This is a genomic window from Gelidibacter japonicus (genome assembly GCF_010725055.1).
In the GTDB taxonomy this organism is placed as follows: Bacteria; Bacteroidota; Bacteroidia; order Flavobacteriales; family Flavobacteriaceae; genus Gelidibacter; species Gelidibacter japonicus.
In genome coordinates this window covers 52,491-72,750 of sequence record NZ_BJKB01000002.1, presented here as the reverse complement: position 1 = coordinate 72,750, position 20,260 = coordinate 52,491, and the positions used below count along the sequence as shown (strand labels likewise).

Sequence of the window (20,260 nt, the reverse complement as noted above, 5' to 3'; positions counted from 1 at the left end):
ATTGGCCTGTTTTGGCTTCTTATGCAATTAAAATATGTATTTGGAATTCCAAGGGTTTTGATATAAATGAGTTGTAAAAGATTAGATAACAATGCATGAGAATGTTTATTTTTGAATTCAGAAACTTCAGGATGAGATTCATTATTTACATTTTATTTTTTTCGGTATCGGCAATAAGTCAGACAGATATTCAAAAAACCGAACAACTTTTCGCTGACCAACAATTTTCTAAAGCGGAAGTGTTGATGAACAATTACGTGAAGGATAACCCTAATAACCTTAGAGGTATTGAGCTTTTGGGAGATGCATATGGGCATCAGAAGAAATGGGATGGAGCTATTGAGAACTATAAAAAATTGGTAAAAGCGAGCCCTAAAACAGCTAATTATCATTACAAATACGGTGGTGCTTTGGGCATGAAAGCCTTGTCGGTTAATAAGATGAAGGCGCTATCGATTATCGGTGATGTAAAGCAGGCATTTATTACGGCCGCAGATCTTGATCCAAAACATATTGAAGCCCGTTGGGCATTGGTAGAATTGTATATGCAATTGCCAGGGATTGTTGGAGGTAGCATGACCAAATCCCTTAAATATGCTGATGAATTGCAGAATCTTTCTAAGGTAGATGGCTATCTGGCAAAAGGCTATATCTATCAATACGATAACGATTTAAAAACCGCTGAAAAATATTTTAAGTTGGCCGTGATGGAAGGTGGATCCTTAGTTTGTTACGAGAAACTTACCAATTTATATGAAGCCCAAAAAGAACCAGATAAAGCCATTGCCAATTTGGAAGCCGCTCAGAAGAAGCATGGTAGTAATAATCTAAATTACCATATAGGGAAGATGGCTGCGGAATATAATATTCAATTGGTCAAAGGTGAAAAGTACTTACACAATTATATCACGAATTACTCAGTGAAGGATGAGGTGTCAAAAGCATGGGCAAATTACCGTTTGGCGCAGATTTACAAACTCAAAAACAATAAGGCTGATGCGTTGAAGTATATCGAACTCGCCATTACTGAATTGCCCCAGAACGAAGTTTTTCAGTCGGAAAAAACGGCCATTCGTAAACTTTAATCTTAAATTGCCACGAATACACGAATATTCTTATTAAACTCTCTGTGACACTCCGCCTAACTCAGCGTGTCTCTGTGTAATTACTTTCCATCTTCATAAATAAAATCATTCGCCATTCGCATCAAAAAAACTATCTTTGAACTCTTCAAAATTAAACTATGAACGTACATTTTATAGCCATTGGTGGCAGTGCCATGCACAATCTCGCCATTGCGTTACACAATAGAGGATATCAGGTAACAGGAAGTGATGATGAAATTTATGAGCCTTCTAGAACAAGATTGGATCAGCAAGGTTTGCTTCCAGAAAGCTTTGGCTGGTTTCCTGAAAAAATAAATAGTTCTATTGATTCCGTGGTTTTGGGAATGCATGCCAAAGCTGATAATCCTGAACTGCTGAGAGCACAGGAATTGGGCTTGAAAATTTATAGCTACCCAGAGTTTTTGTACGAGCAGTCGAAACATAAAACCCGAGTCGTGATTGGCGGCAGTCATGGAAAAACGACTATTACATCAATGATTCTCCATGTGATGGATTATCACGATAGGGATGTTGATTATATGGTGGGCGCGCAATTGGAAGGCTTTGATGTGATGGTAAAATTGACGGATGACAATGATTTTATCGTTTTGGAAGGTGATGAATATCTGAGTTCGCCGATTGACAGACGACCGAAATTCCATTTGTACCAACCCAATATTGCGTTATTGAGCGGGATTGCTTGGGATCATATCAATGTGTTTCCGACCTATGAAGGATATGTCGAGCAGTTTAAAATCTTTGTGGATAGCATTGTTAAGGGTGGAAGCATTACTTATAATGAAGAAGATGACGAAGTCAAAAGAGTGGTGGAGGCTTCAGAAAACACCATCAGAAAATTACCTTATCACACACCAGAATACAGCGTGGTCAATGGAGAAACCCTTTTGGATACTCCTGAAGGGCCTTTGCCAATTGAGGTTTTTGGAAAACACAACTTAAACAACCTGGCTGGTGCCAAATGGATTTGCCAACATATGGGGGTGGATGAAGACGACTTTTATGAGGCCATCGCCAGTTTTAAAGGAGCCAGCAAACGTCTTGAAAAAATAGGGGAGGGTGAAAAAAGTATTGCATTTAAGGATTTTGCACATTCTCCAAGTAAAGTTAAGGCAACCACCAATGCTGTAAAAGAACAGTTTCCCGATAGATCTGTCGTGGCTTGTTTAGAATTGCATACCTACAGCAGCTTGAATGCCAATTTTTTAAAAGAATATAAAGGCACCTTGGATGCAGCCGATGTAGCCGTTGTGTTTTATTCGCCGCATGCGGTTGAAATTAAAAAACTGAAGGAAGTGACGCAAGCGCAAATTGCCAATGCTTTTGAAAGAGACGACTTGATTATTTATACCAATCCTGACGATTTTAAGAATTTTCTGTTTTCACAAAATTTCGACAACAAGGTCTTGTTGTTGATGAGTTCGGGAACTTATGGTGGATTGGATTTTGAGGAAGTAAAAGGTTTGATGGTTTAATGTATTTAGAGCATCAGATTTATAGACGCAGATCTGAATTTATAGCACCTAAATTAAAAAAGCCATTCACGATAAGTAAATGGCTTTTTGAAATAAAAATATGTCTGATTTATTTGATTTCAACCAATTCTAAATCGAAAACTAAATCTTGACCTGCCAATGGATGGTTTTCGCCTACGACGATATGATCTTCCTGAACTTCAACCACTCTAAACTGGTGCTCAGTGCCATCAGGCGCTTTGGAAGCTAATCCCATGCCAACTTCTGGCTGAATATCTTGTGGCAATTGATCTTTTGTAACTTGATGAAAGAGTTCTTTTTGGATGTCATCATAAGGTTCGTCATTTCATTCTAGAATTTCAAATCGAAGGGTCTGCAGGCGTATTTGGATTATTCTCCCGTTCTATTGACGGATAAGGGTAATAATTTCTGTTCCTTTCATTTGTTGTATTAGATTCCATAGGAACAACAAAATTAGGATGGAACCTTTTACTGTCCTCAAACCTCAACCCTGTTAAAAAAAGCTCGATACTTCTGTTTTTATATATCTCTTCTAAAATAGCATTCTGGTTGGTTTCATCACCTGCCCAAGCAGGAAGGTTAGCATTGACACCAAGTGGGTCATTATTTTTTTGTCTAACTAAATTCAATTGCTCAACTGCTTTGTCTAATATGTCTTTTCTTGCATAGGCTTCTGCTTTAATTAATAGCATTTCACCAGGTAGGTACATTGGAATAGACGATGTATTGGTAGCAAAAAAACCAAGCATCTCACTAATCGCTTGTCCTCCAGCGTCTGCATTGGCAAAGCCAAGATCAGCGCCTAGATAAAAACCAACACGCTCGTCACCTGCCTCGGGCACATAAGCTCCTAATAACCCAAAATTTGTTTGCGGTTTTAAATCGGTCGAATTGACCGTTCTATTCCAAATAGGATTTTGGTTGTTAGCGTCATAAACCCACATTGAAATTGTAGCATCACTATTATTTAATACGGCATTAGCTGCCTCTATTGCTCCATCATAATTGCCTGCCATCAACTCATATCGCGATAGATAAGCATTGATTGTTTTTTCCATATTAAATTCAGACCATAGAACCGATGACTTAAACTCATCCGACATTGGTGTTGTTGCCAGTACATCCCGTGCTTCCTTTAACAATGCAATGCAAGTGGTCAACACGGTTGCTCTATCACTAAATGGAGCTGCACCATCAGCGGAGTTGTTGATCGGGACTTGCTCAAACATTTCAATTAGGGAGCCTAAAGACATTGCTTTAAATAAATTGCCATAAGCCAATAATCCGCTTTTTGTTCCACTTGAAAGTTCTACTGTATTTGCGCCTTCAATTAGTGATTCAGACATTCCTTTGGCTCGTAGAAAAACAATCCAAGGATTGGTGATACCGCCACTTTCACTAGGTAATTCAGCGCCTCCTCTGGCCAATTCATTAATATTTAAAAATGTATTGGTTACTCCCAACTCTCTTGTTGTAATGCCTGGAGCTTCAATTATTTGTCTCAAAGCAAATACTGAATAGTATTGCCTGATACCAGTAGCTAAAGCAAAAAGACCTCCTTTAGTCCCTAAAACAACATCTTCTGTTGGATTGTTCGGGTTTTCAAAATCGGTGTCGCAAGCAGTGAATAGACCACTACCGATAAGCAAAACACCTATGATTGTATATAACTTTATATGTTTCATCTTTTTTTGTTTTTTGATTATGATACTTAAAATGAAGCAATGAGGCCAAGCTTGATTACCCTAGGAATAGGAACCAGTCCCATAACACCTCCTCTAGAACCATTGCTTTGCCCATCCATATTTACTTCAGGATCGTAACCTGAGAAATTGTCGATTGAAAACAAATTACGTCCAGATATGGTGAATTTAATACTATTCACCCCCTTAAAAGGGTCTTTTAATAAATAGGAGGTGGACAATTCTCGAAGTTTTATATAAGATCCATCTTCAATATAAGATTCTGCAATTCCAAACTTAGCCGCTCCAGTTCCCCTTACACTCTCTCCTCTTAATTCCTTAGCTGTTTCCGGACCTCCTCCAAATCGATAGAACATACGTGTATCCCAACTTAAAACGTCACCTCCTTGAACAGCATCAAACTGCATTCTAAAAGAAAAGTTTTTATATTTTAGTTCATTAGTCAAAGAGGCTGTAAAGTCAGGATTTGGATCTCCAATGACCTTACTTAAATTTGCTCCACTAGGTTGACCTGTACCATCTCTCTCTGGAACTGGATTGCCGTTTGCATCAAGTGAGCCTTTCTCTCTCTGAGGCAAACCTCCTGGTGTTAATAGTAGGCTGCCATCTGGATTTCTTGCATAAAAACCTTGATAGAAGACGCCTAAAGGTTGTCCGTTCTTAGCAACTGAAAAACCAAAGTTCCCAATACCAAATTGCTCTCCTTCAATATTATTTACTTCATTTTTGTTTGTAGAATAAGTCCCTGTAATTGTCCAACTAAAATTATTGGTTTGAATAGGAGTTGCCGTAATCATTGCTTCAAAACCTCTATTTGTCATGATCCCTATATTTTCAACCCTTGAACCAAAACCTGTAGAAGGTGACAGTGTTCTTGCCAAAAGAAGGTCCTCAATGTCTTGTTTGTAATAGGTTAGCTCTAAACCTATCCTATTGTCAAACAATCCCATATCAATACCAAACTCTAACTCTGTCTGTCTTTCAGGTTTTAGATTAGCATTACCCAATTGAGTAGGAGCAATTAAACCGGAACTTCCATCGATACTAATAGCCGAATAGTTTGACAACCTATCAAATGGTCCGATGGCTGTTAGGTTCCCCGCTTGACCCCAAGCACCCCTTACCTTAAAACTATTGATTGAAGATGCCAGATTGTCCTTCCAGAAATCTTCTTCTGAAACTAAATATGACATGCTTGCTTTAGGGTATAATTGATTTCTTTCATCTTTGCCAAATACCGAAGATCCATCTAGTCTAATGGCTCCTGTCAGAAAAAGCTTTCCGCTTATTCCAAAAGTCTGCTGTAAAAAGCCTCCCCAGAACGATCTCTCACTTCTACTTTCATTCGTAGAAATTGAAGCAGCACCATCCGTGGTTTTAACCCCTAATGCCAATCCGCTTCCTGAAATAGAACGATACATCGTTTGATCTGATTGCCAAGAAAACCCTACTGTAGTTGTTGATTTTAAAATATCGTTAATATCCTTGTCAAAAGAACCATTTAAATCACTATTGAATTGTTTTGTACTAACAGTCGTAGTGCTTGCACTACCAATTACCATTGTAGTAGTTCCTATAGGTATATAGGAGTTTCCAATTGACTCTGAATTGTCATAACCAAGAATATAGGTGATTTTAAGTCCATCTGTAGGCTTTAAGTTAAGCTGTAAATCACTAATAGTTCTATTGTTCTTTTGATTGAAATCGAAGGTGTTTATGTATTCCAAAATATTTGGATAGAACGTCATCGTTGGATAGTTACCGTCTGCATCGGGCTTTGGATCTATCGTATTATTTGTAAATAATATCGTTGGCAGCACCCCAGCAACATAACCACCATTAGGTTGGTCTTGACTGTTGCTTGTTGAAAAATATGTTCCAAAAGATGCGGATATCCAATCATTAAAGACTTGATTGACCCGAATTCTACCACCTTGTCTTTCATAATTTGTACTTTTAAGAATCCCATCATTGTTTAAATATGAAAATGACGCAAAATAATCGGTATTCTCACTCCCTCCAGATAGGGAAACGTAGTTATCGGTTCCCATTGAATTTTGAAACACCATGTCTTGATAGTCATATCTTGTTGCGGCAACTGTGGTAAGATTAGTAATGTCACTAGAAGCCCAGTCTAAAGGTTCCTGATTAAAATCACGCTTTTTTCTTAAAGAGTTGAAATTCATGCTAGTAGAAAAAGTGATCACCGGTTTTCCAGTTTTCCCTTTTTTAGTAAAAATTTGCACGACACCGTTACTTGCCCGCGAGCCATATATTGCAGCGGCAGCAGCTCCTTTTATGACCTCAATTCTATCTATATCTTGTGGACTTATATCAGACAGCCTGTTTTGAACAACACTAGTTGTGCCCAAAACATCTGTGGAATTATTATTAACAATTACTCCATCAATAATATATAATGGATCTGAACTTCCATTAACCGTGCTCGCACTTCTTAACCTTACACTGATACCTGCAGCGGGATCACCTGAATTTTGGGTTACCTGAATCCCAGCGAGCTTTCCTGAAAGACCTCCAGTAATATCAGTAGCGCCAGATTCAGAAATTACGGAACCTTTAACACTTGAAATGGTATTACCAAGTTGTTTTTTGGCTGTCAATGCTCCTGCACCCGTGATGACTACTTGATCCAATCCCAAAATATCATCAGCCATAACGACATCAGTCACGACATCAGTCTGTTGGCCTAAAGTAATTTTCACCTCCTTAGTTGAAAGTCCTAACGATCTGAAGACAAGTGTGTAACTTCCTGCGTCAATTGTCGCACTTAAGTCGTAGTTGCCAGCAAAGTCAGTTATTGCTCCATGATTTGTGTTTTTAATTTGAACCGTAACACCCATTGCTGGTCCGCCTAAATTATCTTTTACATTACCTCGTAATGTATAAGTTGATTGACTATATGAGCCAAAGCCAAACATGAACAACAATAAAAAGCTGCTCAAAAATCGAAAACACTTACCATGTAAGAGCCTTTCATCGGTTATTTTCATTGGAATAGAATTATTGGTTAGTTGGTCGAAAAATATAAAAATTTAATAAGTTTTATATGATGTTTTTGCTATTTTAAATCGTTTTTTGTTAATTTATTTTGGTTCTATCTTTATAATGTTCATAAAAATGTATTTTTTGAAATATGGCATCTTTCAATGTCACGTTGTACTATTTTTGATTAATGCCCAGTGATAAAGAGATGTGTCTTCGTTTTTATTAAAATATGTTTATTGTAGCTATTCTAAATAAATTATTTATGCCTAAAAAAATAATTCTATCATTTATTTCATTGCTCTTACTTTACCATACCTCCTTTGGGCAAAACAAGAATGATAAAGAAAAACTTATTTCCGAAATCAATACTATTTTGCAGGCCTCAATAGATAATTCTAAAATTCCAGGAGCAGTTATTTTAATAAAGCAAGGCAATCAAGAGATTCATAAAAAGGCTTATGGTTATGCCTCTATTAAGGAGTTTAATCATCAAATTCTTGCCAATCCTGAAAAAACAACCGTTGATCATCTTTACGATATTGCTTCACTTACAAAAGTTATCGGTACCACTACCTCTATAATGTTGCTGGTTGATTCGGGGCTTATAAATATTGAAGATCCTGTAGTAAAATATATTAAGGCCTTTGATTCTCCGGAAAAAAGTAAAATAACCATTGGACATTTGTTAAGCCATACCTCAGGGCTTTATGAATGGTACCCCCTATATTATTTTGGCAATAACAAACAGGAAGTCTATAAGCTTATTGATAATCTACCTTTAAAATACCCCGTAGGTGGCGGCAGGCATTATAGTGATTTAGGGTTTATTTTGTTAGGAGAGATTGTTGAAACTGTATCAAAACTGACCTTAGAGCAATTTATGTATCAAAATATTTTTAAGCCCCTTAAGATGGAGCACACTATGTTCAATCCGTTAAAAAACGGAATTGAGATTAAAATATCCGCCACATCCCACGGTAATCCTTACGAGAAAAGGATGGTATCTGATCCGGTTCTCGGATTTTCGATAGATAGTATCAGTCCTGACCAATGGAATGGATGGCGCAATTATACCTTAAAAGGTGAAGTGAATGACGGCAATGCCTGGTACGCCAGCAACGGTATTTCGGGGCATGCTGGGCTTTTTTCTACTGTTTCTGACTTACAAAAAGTACTTGATGTTTTAAAAAATAATGGTCAAGCAGGAAATCTTCAATTTATATCTGAAAAGACCATCAGTTTATTTTTAACCCAAGATAAATTTAAAAATGGATTGGGATGGGCAATGGACGCTACCAATTCTTTTATGAAGAATGCACCAAGCGGCAGTTATGGACACACGGGTTTTACGGGGACAAGCATTGTCGTTATTCCACAATACGACTTGTCGATTGTTCTATTAATAAACCGTCAGAACATGGGATTATTGCTAAATCGGTCGTATTATAATCTCAGCCCAATAAGAGAACAAATTTTTAGAGCTGTAATGACCTATTGCAATCAAAAAAAAGACTGATTAACTGACCGAATTTAAAATAAGAATATCAATTGTCTATCCTTTCAGGGTTAATTGAGTACCGAGGATAGAAATTAAATTAAGCCAACATCAGTAAAAGTTATTAAACGATATTTTTGTGAAGATTAAATTGAAATTAATAAAAGCTTAATGTAGTCTCTTGAGTTTCTGGGGTTTTAGATAGTGTTTTTTGGATTAATCAACTCTGATGGTGTTTCCACGCTGTTTACATTGGTATTTACACTTAACATAATCTATGATTTAGAAAGTACCACCATTATAAGTTGCTATTTTAGAATCAGGTGCTGAATGAAAAACTCCTTCATTCGGTCGAAGTGTACGCCAGTATCGCCTTTATTTCCACCAGTGGGTTTTAATGGTCCGAAGCTCACCTCGATCAAAAAGGCAATTCCTTATTCATACTTCATGGGTTTGCCCGCCCGAGCCGGTCGGACCCTGACGTTCTTGAATTAGGACCCACTCATATTTGAAAACTCTTTTCTGCCTTTTATAAGGCTTGGATCAGTTGTGAAGAATTTGACGGTCTAATGTATTTAGATCATCAAATTATAGACGCAGATCTGAATTTATAGCACCTAAATTAAAAAAGCCATTCACGATAAGTAAATGGCTTTTTGAAATAAAAATATATCTGATTTATTTGATTTCAACCAATTCTAAATCGAAAACTAAATCTTGACCTGCTAATGGATGGTTTCCATCTACAACGATATGATCTTCCTGAACTTCAACCACTCTAAACTGGTGCTCAGTGCCATCAGGCGCTTTGGAAGCTAATCCCATGCCAACTTCTGGCTGGATATCTTGAGGCAATTGATCTTTTGTAACTTGATGAAAGAGTTCTTTTTGGATGTCACCATAAGCTTCCTCTTTTCCAATTTCGACTGTTTTTTTCTCGTTCACTTGCATGTTGAGGAGAGCATTTTCAAAACCCGGAATCAGTTTACCTTCGCCGACCGTAATTTCTAAAGGCTCACGCTCTAAAGAACTGTCAAAAACTTGACCATTGGTTAACTTACCCGTGTAATGTACTTTTACTGTGTCATTTACTTTTACTTGACTCATAATTGTGTTTTTGTTTTTTAATAAAGTACAAAACTACTGCTTAAAGAATAAAATAAAGGGCGACTAAGGAAGTTTATGGAGTATTTAAGAAAAACTTAACTACTTTATACCATTATAGAGATATAAATATGCTAGTTAAAGCATTAATAATTAAAATTATGGGATTTTGTGTTATGTTATGCGAAGAAGGACATTTCACAATGATGTGATATCAAATTTCTAAACACTTTTTAATTTGTGCAGCATGTCAAATCTCATTCTACCTCCACGCCTTCTGTGGTAAATGAAAATGATTTGTTGCCCAAACCACCGATCATGACAGCTTGAAAAATGGGATTGAGCTTTTCGTTTCCATACCATTCAATTATAAAATTGGCGCCCGATCCACCTGTTTTATCCTCTTCATCTACAACATATTCCAAAGTTTCAAACGTGGTTAGGAAAATGGTCGATTCTATATATTTTCGAACCAACTTTCCTTCGGTATTGTAATAATCAATACGACTGAGATATAATGTATCTGTCTCGCTGGTATTATGAATGCTTAGGGTTGAAGTGAGCAATGTTCTTTCATTTCGTGTGCGTTGGTAAATGTCAGAATAAACGGGAACGTAGACTTTTCTTGTTTTATAAATGCTATCCGTTTTCTTTTCGATCGATTTTTCTAATTGGTGATCAGTAGAAATTAATTCTCTTTGCTCTTTTTGAGTCGTTTTTTTACAGGCAAATATCAAAAGAAAAAAGACGGAGACTAAGAGTTTGGAATGGTTCATATAAATCGAATTTTCAGAAGGATGTGTGGGCAAAGACTTTACAAATATAATCAAGATTAAAATAGCATCCTGAAAAACATGGATCTCGCCTTAGTAAATAACAATGCGGTTTTCGTTGAATTCTACTTCCGTATTTTTGGCATTTAACCGCGATACTACAGCGAAAAACAAAGACTATCTGACTTCAATGCAATCTACAAACCTGCCAAGATAATTCAGCATATAACATGAAGCTATTTTAAGTATGTTACTTCAAAATCAAATGCTGAATAAAAAACTCCATCATTCTCTCAAAGTTCACCGCAGTATGGCCTTGGTCTGGACCCACTTGAACTTCAAAGCTTTTTTCTGCTTTCTGTAAAGCCTGTATTAGTTGCAATGAATTTGCGGGATGTACATTATTATCGTTTGTACCGTAAAAGATCATTAATTCCCCTTCCAAGTTATTTGCGTAGTTCATTAAATTGGAAGCTTCATAACCCTCTAGATTGTTTTCCAATAAATTCATGTACCGTTCGGTATATATATTGTCATAATTTCTCCAATCGGTTACAGCCGAATTGGCTACTGCTACATGATAAATTTCGGGAAATCTTAGTATGCTCATTGCCGCAACTGTTCCACCATACGAGGTGCCATAAACTCCAACTCGTGTTTTGTCCACATACGGACGATGGTAAAGTGATTTGATGCCAGCAGCAAAATCATCCATTTCAACAATTCCTAAATTGCCATATAGCTTATCGAGCATTTCTTTACCTCGTCCGCCAACATTTCTACCATCTATATTCACGACTAAAAATCCAAATTCCGTTATAGGGCTTGGGAGACGGAAGGATTCTGTAAAAGCATTAACACCTGGTCCGCCATAATTGCTTAAAATTAGTGGATACTTTTTTGTAGGGTCAAATTCCGACGGAAAATGTATCATGCCATGCAGTTGGGTCTCACCATCGGCAGAAGTAAATTCGAAAGCTTCAACAGTTTTAAAGCCTAATTCGTTGAATTTTGATAGATCGGTTTTTAAGATTTCTGAAATGACCTTCCCTTTGGCATCCACAAGATTCATAAAAGGCGGAATATTATGGGTTTGGGCGATATCTATAAAGTGCTTACCGGTAGGGGATAGGATGACATTGTGATTGTAGGCAGGATCTGTTAACCGAACATTTCTGGTGCCATCAAATTGAACGCGATGCAATTGCATTTTCATATGGTTGTCTCCACTGGCCGCCATATAATATAGGAGCTTATTGGCCTCATCGACCTCAACAATGCGTTGTACTTCAAAGTCGTGGTTGGTCAGTTGATTGACTAATTTACCATTGAAATTGTAGAGGTAGTAATTCTTAAAGCCATTTCGTTCAGAAGCCCAAATAAAATGTTGTTTGTCTTTTAACATATAGATTTCTGGAGAATTTACCGTAAAACTTGGCAGCCATTCTTCTCTTACCACGACTCTGGTTTCGCCAGTTGTAGGATTGGCCGCTTTAAACTCCATGACATCTTGCTTGCGATTCGTACTGTGAAAAAGCAATTCTTTTCCGTCAGGTGACCATTCTATGTCGTATAAATAAGTGCCAATAGCACCGTCATTAAAAGGTTGACCATCTCTTGTATCCAGCGTAATGGTTTTTTTGGTTTCTAAATCATAGACCAACAAATCGACAGGCAGATTTTTAGCACCCACTTTTGGATAGGCTTCTACTTCAACGGAGTCTTGAATTTTTGTTTGATGGTAAAGGACATAGTACTTAATGGCATCTTTTTCATCAAATCTGTAAAAAGCCACTTTTTTGCTATCAGGTGACCACCACATGGCAGTATTCTGACCCAATTCTTCGCCGTAAACCCATGTTGCAATACCATATTTTACTTGGTTGTCTTCATTTCCATCCGATGTAATTGCCATGAGCTCAGAACTATCAGGTTTGCTGATGTACATATTTCTATCTTTTGTAAAAGCCTTTAATGTAGAATCAGGAGAAATGGCAGAGGCGTATTGTCTGCCTCGTGCTGGTCTGCCTTGCCGTGAAAATCGAATCCTTGGAGGCGCTTGGTAGTCCTCAGATTTAATGATCTTTTTTTTCCTAACATCAAACGTATAGGCGATATCATTATCTACATAAGTAAATGTCTTTCCGTCTGCACTCCATTTGATATTTGGCGATATACGTTGTACTGAACTGTATAATTGCGGAGACATTTTTTGATACCGATCGTATCCTGGCATGTTTTTGATCTTTCCTTGGGCATTAGTTGTATTTACGGAAATCATAAATAGAGATAAGGAAAAGAAGGTTAAGGTTTTTATTGAGAGTCTAAATGTCATTTTAACTGGGTTTAAGATTGATTAAAGTCCGGGGCGCAATGAATGGATTTATGGTTAAAGAGTTTCCTTCAACCATTTAAAAAATTCACGTTGCCAAACCAAAGCATTTTGAGGGGTCAAAACCCAGTGGTTTTCCTCTGGGAAATATACCAATTTGCTTTTTATCCCTAACAATTGTGCGGCCTGATACGCGCTCAAGCTTTGCTCAATAGGTACACGGAAATCTTTTCCACCTTGGATGATCAAAATAGGAGTGTCCCATTCTGAAACTTTCGTGATGGGGTTGAATTCATTGTAGACTTTTTGTGCGGTCTTATTATTTTTGTCCCAATACGGACCTCCAAAATCGTGGTTGACAAAAAACAATTCTTCTGTGGTACCGTACATCGTTCTGGTGTCAAAAACACCATCATGGGATATAAAGGTCTTAAAGCGCTTATTGTGAATTCCTGCTAAATAAAATACAGAATAACCGCCATAACTGGCACCGATGGCACCTAAACGATCGTTGTCCACATAAGGTTCTTTGGCAAGATCGTCAATGGCCGATAGGTAGTCATCCATCACCTGACCACCCCAATCCTTGCTGATGGCTTCGTTCCATTCAACACCGTGACCAGGCATTCCGCGTCGGTTTGGTGCCACAATAATATAGCCTTGTGACGCCATCAATTGGAAATTCCAACGGTAGGAATAAAATTGCGACAACGCCGATTGTGGACCCCCTTGTGCATACAATAAGGTTGGATATTTTTTGGATGCGTCAAAATTGGGCGGTAAAATAACCCACACCAACATTTGTTTCCCGTCGGTGGTGGTGACATAGCGTTTTTCAACTTTTGGAAGAGCGATGCCATTGTATAATTCCTTGTTGATATTTGTCAATTCCTTAAAGCTTTTGTCCTTTATGTTAAAACTGTAAATTTCAGCCGCATGGTTCATATCGGTTCTTGTGACGAAAAGCGTGTTGTCTTTCTGTGCAATGATACTCGTAACGTCAAATTGACCTTCCGATAATTGTTCGACCAATGGTGCTATCCGTTTCTTGCCAGGATAATTCACCTTGAAAATCTGAATGGTTCCGTCCACTGGAGCTGTAAAAAAAAGACTGTTTCCGTCGTTACTCCATAAAAAACTATTGACCGTACCGTCCCATCTATTGGTTAAATTTTGTTTAACGCCATTGTGCAATACAACAATATCATTTTTATCGGCTTCATAACCTTCGGTTTTCATTTGTAACCAAGCCAAAGCGCCGGTCGATGAAAAAGCAGGATTGGTATCATAGCCTTTGTTGTCTTCCGTGATGTTTTCGGTGGTTTTAGACTCCAGATTGTATTTGTAAATATCGGTATTGGTACTGGTGGCGTATGCTTTACCTTTTAGTTTTTTGCTGACATAGTAAATACTCTTACTGTCCGGGGACCAAATATAATCCTCGTCGCCACCAAAAGGCCGTTGTGGGGTATGGTGGGGTTCGTTGGGCATAATATCCGTACCGGTGTCGTCGTCGGTCGCTGTTGTTTTATAAAATAAGTGATTGTAGCTGCCGTCTTGCCAAGTATCCCAATGGCGGATATCCAAATCAGTAAAAACGTATGCATCCGACTTTTCTAAATCTTTGTAGATGTCAGTTCCTTTAATATCCTCAATGTGGACTTCCTTATGGAACAATTTGAATTTCCCATCTGGCGAAACATTTTTATCTGTTGTAGCAGCATCTTCTTTTTTAATTTCAATTAATTCGCCTCCTGTAACGGGAATTTTATAAAATTTGGAGTCAAAATTGTTTTCTTCAATATTTGGAGTTTTGACCTGTATATAGATAGTTGATCCCTCTTTGTCCAATCCCATAACACTTAGGCGTTGGACCTTCCATAATAATTCGGGCGTCATTCTTTGCTGTGCAATCATTAAACTACTGCTCAACATTAAACTTATAATTAAGAGTGCGTTTTTCATAACTGTTCATTTTTATAGATGTAATTTTTATTATAAGAAACTATTGGTTTAGATTTTCTGATGACATGTTTTTCTCAAGATGTCAATTAAAGTGTTTTCAATCAGCTCCTAAAATTATAAAAATCCAAGTGGTTAGTAGCTAAAACTGAAATTAATTATTAAATGCCAATTGACTTTCGGATTCTCAATAATTATTGGGCCCCTTTGTTATTACGTTAACCCCAAAGATCAGGACTATTATTCAATAACATTCTAAAACTACAAATCTAATGCTTTTATCATTTTTCCTGTGGTATGACATTTACTTTGCCGCAGTAGACAAAAAAAAAGGGCCCAAAAAATCAAAGTTTTTTAGGTCCTTTTTGATTAGGGTGGTATACATTATAGGCAACCCCCTTAATTAATAATTATTTTCGAAACATTTCAAAATTGATTCTCATTCATTTTAGTATCCTGGATTTTGTTGATTTCCAATGTCTGGATTAGCATTGATTTCCTCTTGAGAAATCGGCAAAATAGTTTTATAAAATGAACGGTCAATTGTTTTTTCTCTGGTCGAAATTGGAACTCCCCCAAGATCATCATTGAAAGTTATTGGCCTATCTAATCTTAGCATGTCAAAGTATCGATGACCTTCTGTGAACAACTCTTTACTTTTTTCATCCAAGATCATATCAATAGTAATAGTGGCATCTGTAGCAGGCGCTAAATCAGGAGCTCTTTTTCGAATCTCATTAAGATAAGTGGCCGCCAAATCTTTGTCTGAATGGAATGCAGCTTCGGCAGCAATCAGATAAATTTCAGATAGTCTAATAACTTTGATGTTAACTGCTGTGGCCGTAGACTTTCCATCTCCACCCAAAGCGGTATCGCCACTGTATTTGTAACTCGCCCCCATATGGGTTGAACTAACTTCATCGTGTGCAAGAATGCCCCATCTGACATCATTAGGATCTTCGCCTAAACGATTCAAATAATAGTCACTGGCAATAAATTGACCAATTGCACTTGCCGATCCGTGCCCCGCTCTTCTTAAATAGACACTAAGACTCGAGTTGCCTAAATCCGATTCACTTGGAAGGATGGCCAATTCAAAAATGGATTCCGATCCAAATTGTCCCGTCCAGGAATCAACCCAGCCATTATTGGAATATAAGGTATACACTCCAGAATCAATGATTTCCTCAGCAGCAGTAAGAGCGTCAGGATATTGGCCCATGTTAAGGTACACCCTAGCCTGTATGGCTAAATTGGCATAGTAATTTAAATAGCCATTAGTCTTGCTTTTAGAAAGAAGCGGCTGTGCGTCTTTTAAATCAGTTATGATTTGATTGTAATTGTCGGCCACAGTGGCTCGCAAAGGTTGTGCTAAAGCATCTAGAGGTTCAAGGATATTTGGTACCCCATAAGATTCCTTGTCGTAGGAATATGGCTTTCCATAGATCCGTACCAGATCAAAATACATTAATGCCCTTGCTGTTAAAGCTTGTCCCTTTACATCGTCAAAATTGGCTTCTACGCCAGCTGCTTGTAGCTTTTCGATATTAACAATCAGGTTATTGGTTTGAAGGATGCTATTGTAAATACTATTCCAGAAACCAGAATATGACCCACTAGTTGGAGAATGGTTGAAGGAGTATAGTCCATCAAGCCCTCTTCCCATGGAGAATGTTGTTAGATCTCCTCCTTTGGCATCACCATATAAAATGAAATTACGACCGTAATAATTAGAGGAAGTCATCCTGCTCATAATTCCGGTAAGCATTACTTTTGCATCAGCAAGAGTTTGAATAGATGTTGAAGCATCTCCGGAATTACTTGGGGTAACATCAAGAAAATCATCATCGCATGAGCTTAAGCCAAGGATTAGAATAATAATTATGACAGATTTTATCTTGTTCATTTTTCAGTAGTTTTTTAATTAATTATAACGATAATTCAATACCAAAGGTATAATTCTTCATATAAGGTGTTTCCCAACCTCTTGCCGCAAATTGATTTACCTCAGGGTCTGCATTCTTATACTTGGAGAACGTCAGTAAATTTGTTCCAATCACATATAATCTTATGTTTTCAAAGCCAATTGGGTTGATCCAATTGGAAGGAAGATCATAGTTTAGTCGGATATTCTTCAATCTAAGAAAGCTTGCATCATAAATATGCCGTCCACTTTTTTGTATGGCATCTGTTAAGTCGGTTCCTCTTACTTTAGGTAAGCTACCATTAGGGTTTTGCTCAGTCCACATATCATCATAGGCATATTGTGAACGGATTCGCTCCCAATAATATCCGTCATCGGCAACATCCTTTTCGGCTCCATCATATAGTTTTCCACCTAGTTTGTAGATGAAATCCAAACCTAACGATACTCCTTTATATCTAAATTGGGTATTTAAGCCTCCAAAAACATCAGGAATACCATCACCGATAATAGTGTAATTTGCATCTTTGAAATCGTAGGTAGCACCTCGTCCATTTAAAAGGAAGTCGCCAGCTTGAGGGTTATCTTTATCATTCACATAATATCTGCTTTTTCCGTTAGCAGGATCTACTCCAGCATATTCATAACCATAAAAAGCCAATGTCGATTCACCTTCACGGTAAATATATTGTGCGGTAGCATCTCCGTCATTAACCCATATGATATCAGCCCCTTCGCTTAGTTCAAGGACTTTTGAATCAACAAAAGATGCATTTACGGAAGCACTCCAAGTGATGTCGTTTGAGCGAATAATATCACCGCCCAAGGATATCTCCAAGCCCTTATTTCTAATAGATCCAATATTTTTTAGGGTAGAGCTAAATCCTGTTACTCGTGAAATTGGCACACTCTGCAATAAATCCTTGGAATCTCGGGTAAAATATTCAATCGTTCCAAAGATCCGATTCTTTAACAATCCGAATTCCAAAGCGATGTCCGTAGAATAGTTGGTCTCCCAGGATAAACTTTCGTCAGCGACATTACTTAGCGCACCACCAGCAGTCTCCATGTATTGTGCGGTATATCCGGTGAGCGATCTCCAACCAAAATTAGATGGTGGCAACGTACCGTTAACCCCATATGAAGCTCTTAGGCTTAAATTACTGATTGGGTCTACATCCTTTAAGAAAGCTTCTTTACTGATATTCCAAGAAGCGCCAACTGACCAAAAATTACCCCAACGAGAATCAGGGCCAAGTTTTGAGCTTCCATCGCGTCTAAAAGAGCCAGATACATAATACTTCTTGTCAAAACTATATTCCAATCTGGAAAGGAAAGACATCATATTATTTCCCCAGTAATAAGCGGTTGCATCTTTTTCACCGGCCGTAGCTACCGTATGCAAGTTGCTTGAAGGCAAATCTTTTCCGGAAGCACGAATGTAATTGGTTTCATTCTTTTCGGCTTCATAACCCGCTAGAAAATCTAAATGATGAGCACCAAAATCTTTCGCGTAATTTATAGTAGTTGAAGAAACTAAACTTCTGGTATTTGTGGACATTTCATCAACTGTTCCGAGACCTTGTCCATTATAATGTAATCGGCTGTAATACAAGTGATCTTTCGTTTCAATATTGTCGTACGAGAATAGAGTCTGTACATTAAGTTCAGGTAGAATATTAACCTTCAAACCTTCTATTGCGCTTACTCTTAAAGTTCTTGACGAATTTTCCCATTCGTTATCATAATATACGTTATTCTGCGCCAAACTTCCAAAACGTGCAGTCCAAGGCTCTCCGGTCTTATAATCGGTTGGCCAATACAAGCCCCAAAGGAGATTACGGGTTTGCTCGTAATAATTGGAACTAAGGTTTCGACTATCATTGAACCCAGATAATTCAGTTTGTGCAACATTTACTTTAGCAGTAAACTCGATGTACTTTCCAATTTTCTGTTCTAAATTCACTCGCCCAGAAATTCTTTCATTTTCATTGATTTTTATTCTCCCTTCATCTTTACTATAGGAAAAGGAAGAATAATAATTCGTGTTGTCATCTCCACCACTTACTGAGATATCCTGGGTTTGATTGACTGCTGTTCTGAAATAGGCATCTTCCCAATCAAAATATTTACCTTCCCGATTCACCAACCCATCGGTCATACCTTTTATTATTAAATTTTCTCCTACTCCAGTACCAGTGGTTTCAAAATAATACCCATGTTTATTAAACTTTACGTTTAACCGTCTTATGGCATCTGAATTTGCAAATGCTTCATCCCGACCATTTGATGTGTTGTAATCGTGAAACACACGATATAAATAATTTACGTTTTCTTGTGTACTGGCAGGTTCAAAATTGTCTGTTGCCCAGGATGGACTGAACCCGGTTGAAGACTTGATCGTAATTCGCGGTGTTCCCTTCTTTCCGCGTTTTGTCGTAATCATAACCACACCATTAGCCGCCCTAGAACCATACAATGCGGATGCTGCCGCATCTTTCAAAATCGTTATCGATTCGATGTCATTTGGATTTAAGGTGTTCATGATATTATTGGTAACCAATATTTGATCTGAAAGTTGTCCTGAATTTCCAGATGAAACAGGAACTCCATCAATAACGTAAAGTGGTTGTGTAGAAGCATTCATAGAACCGATTCCACGAATTTGGATACTGGTTGTAGACCCTACCTGTCCAGATCCTTTAGTAACGTTTACTCCTGCAGCTTTACCTACCAACGCATCTTGAAAAGAAGCTGTCGGCACGTCTTGAATGTCACTGCTTTTTACAACAGAGGCTGATCCTGTGTAAGTGTCTTTTGTGGCGGTACCGTAGGCCACCACGAAGACTTCATCTAATGCCATTGCGGCTTCATTTAAAGAGACATTTATAATATTGGATGCTCCCACCCTTATTAATTGCTCTTCAAATCCCACACTGGTGAATTGTAATACTTGCCCTTCAGCGACTTCCAATGAATATTTTCCATCAAAATCCGTAACCGTCCCTTTGGAGGTGCCTTGAATCAGAATGTTAACACCCGGAAGTGGAAGCTGTTTGTCATCGGTCACTGTCCCGGTAACGATCTTTCCCTGTGCAAAACTTATCTGCACAAGAAAAAGCATCAAAAGTGATAAAAATCCAGTTAATTTTACTTTCATAGTTTAGGTAAATAATTAATTGATTAATAGTCATTTATTTTAGTCTTTATTAACAAAATGTTATGCAGACCTTAACAAATATAGATTTAAAATCTTAGAATTCAAATTTGTAAATGAACTGATTGTAGTCAATAAAATCTACTAATTGAACAGAATTTTTAATACCTCGTATAAATTAATC

Annotated in this window: 11 protein-coding genes and 1 pseudogene; 3 read left to right on the top strand and 9 right to left on the bottom strand. The window is 37.6% G+C overall.

The genetic code is table 11. The annotated features are described in order from the left end of the window. Positions 1-131: 131 nt before the first annotated feature. The gene (locus tag G6N06_RS02375; protein ID WP_163514461.1) at positions 132-1,085 is read left to right on the top strand and encodes a tetratricopeptide repeat protein; all 954 of its coding nucleotides are present in this window, start codon (positions 132-134) and stop codon (positions 1,083-1,085) included. Between the two features lie 158 nt (positions 1,086-1,243). Further along, positions 1,244-2,599 carry a UDP-N-acetylmuramate--L-alanine ligase gene (locus G6N06_RS02370; protein WP_163514460.1) on the top strand — a complete coding sequence of 452 codons (1,356 nt, stop codon included), beginning with the start codon at positions 1,244-1,246 and terminating at the stop codon, positions 2,597-2,599. Between the two features lie 109 nt (positions 2,600-2,708). Here the strand turns inward: G6N06_RS02370 and G6N06_RS02365 are convergent. The 3 genes and pseudogenes from G6N06_RS02365 to G6N06_RS02355 all read right to left on the bottom strand — a co-directional run. Beyond that, a pseudogene (locus tag G6N06_RS02365) lies at positions 2,709-2,924 on the bottom strand (FKBP-type peptidyl-prolyl cis-trans isomerase); the annotation flags it as partial. A gap of 34 nt (positions 2,925-2,958) precedes the next feature. Continuing rightward, positions 2,959-4,305 (bottom strand): RagB/SusD family nutrient uptake outer membrane protein, encoded by a 1,347-nt coding sequence (locus G6N06_RS02360; RefSeq protein WP_163514459.1) that lies wholly within the window; start codon positions 4,303-4,305, stop codon positions 2,959-2,961. 26 nt (positions 4,306-4,331) lie between these two features. Beyond that, positions 4,332-7,334: a SusC/RagA family TonB-linked outer membrane protein gene (locus G6N06_RS02355; RefSeq protein WP_163514458.1), complete on the bottom strand. Its 3,003-nt coding sequence runs from the start codon at positions 7,332-7,334 to the stop codon at positions 4,332-4,334. A gap of 257 nt (positions 7,335-7,591) precedes the next feature. Here G6N06_RS02355 and G6N06_RS02350 point away from each other — a divergent pair, with 257 nt between their 5' ends. Then, the gene (locus tag G6N06_RS02350) at positions 7,592-8,845 is read left to right on the top strand and encodes a serine hydrolase domain-containing protein (RefSeq protein WP_163514457.1); all 1,254 of its coding nucleotides are present in this window, start codon (positions 7,592-7,594) and stop codon (positions 8,843-8,845) included. Positions 8,846-9,502: 657 nt separating this feature from the next. Here the strand turns inward: G6N06_RS02350 and G6N06_RS02345 are convergent. The 6 genes from G6N06_RS02345 to G6N06_RS02320 form a co-directional block, all read right to left on the bottom strand. Then, positions 9,503-9,931 (bottom strand): FKBP-type peptidyl-prolyl cis-trans isomerase, encoded by a 429-nt coding sequence (locus G6N06_RS02345; RefSeq protein WP_163514456.1) that lies wholly within the window; start codon positions 9,929-9,931, stop codon positions 9,503-9,505. A 254-nt stretch (positions 9,932-10,185) separates the two neighbouring features. Continuing rightward, complete coding sequence (locus G6N06_RS02340; RefSeq protein WP_163514455.1) at positions 10,186-10,704, bottom strand: DUF3124 domain-containing protein; 519 nt, start codon at positions 10,702-10,704, stop codon at positions 10,186-10,188. 247 nt (positions 10,705-10,951) lie between these two features. Continuing rightward, on the bottom strand, positions 10,952-13,036 hold the full coding sequence (locus G6N06_RS02335; RefSeq protein ID WP_240337945.1) for a S9 family peptidase: 2,085 nt from the start codon (positions 13,034-13,036) through the stop codon (positions 10,952-10,954). A 54-nt stretch (positions 13,037-13,090) separates the two neighbouring features. Then, entirely contained in the window at positions 13,091-14,998 is a 1,908-nt protein-coding gene (locus tag G6N06_RS02330) for a S9 family peptidase (RefSeq protein WP_163514454.1), read from the bottom strand. A gap of 445 nt (positions 14,999-15,443) precedes the next feature. Next, positions 15,444-16,901, bottom strand: coding sequence for a RagB/SusD family nutrient uptake outer membrane protein (locus G6N06_RS02325; protein WP_163514453.1), 1,458 nt, complete (start codon positions 16,899-16,901; stop codon positions 15,444-15,446). 22 nt (positions 16,902-16,923) lie between these two features. Next, complete coding sequence (locus G6N06_RS02320) at positions 16,924-20,079, bottom strand: SusC/RagA family TonB-linked outer membrane protein (RefSeq protein WP_163514452.1); 3,156 nt, start codon at positions 20,077-20,079, stop codon at positions 16,924-16,926. Positions 20,080-20,260: the final 181 nt, after the last annotated feature.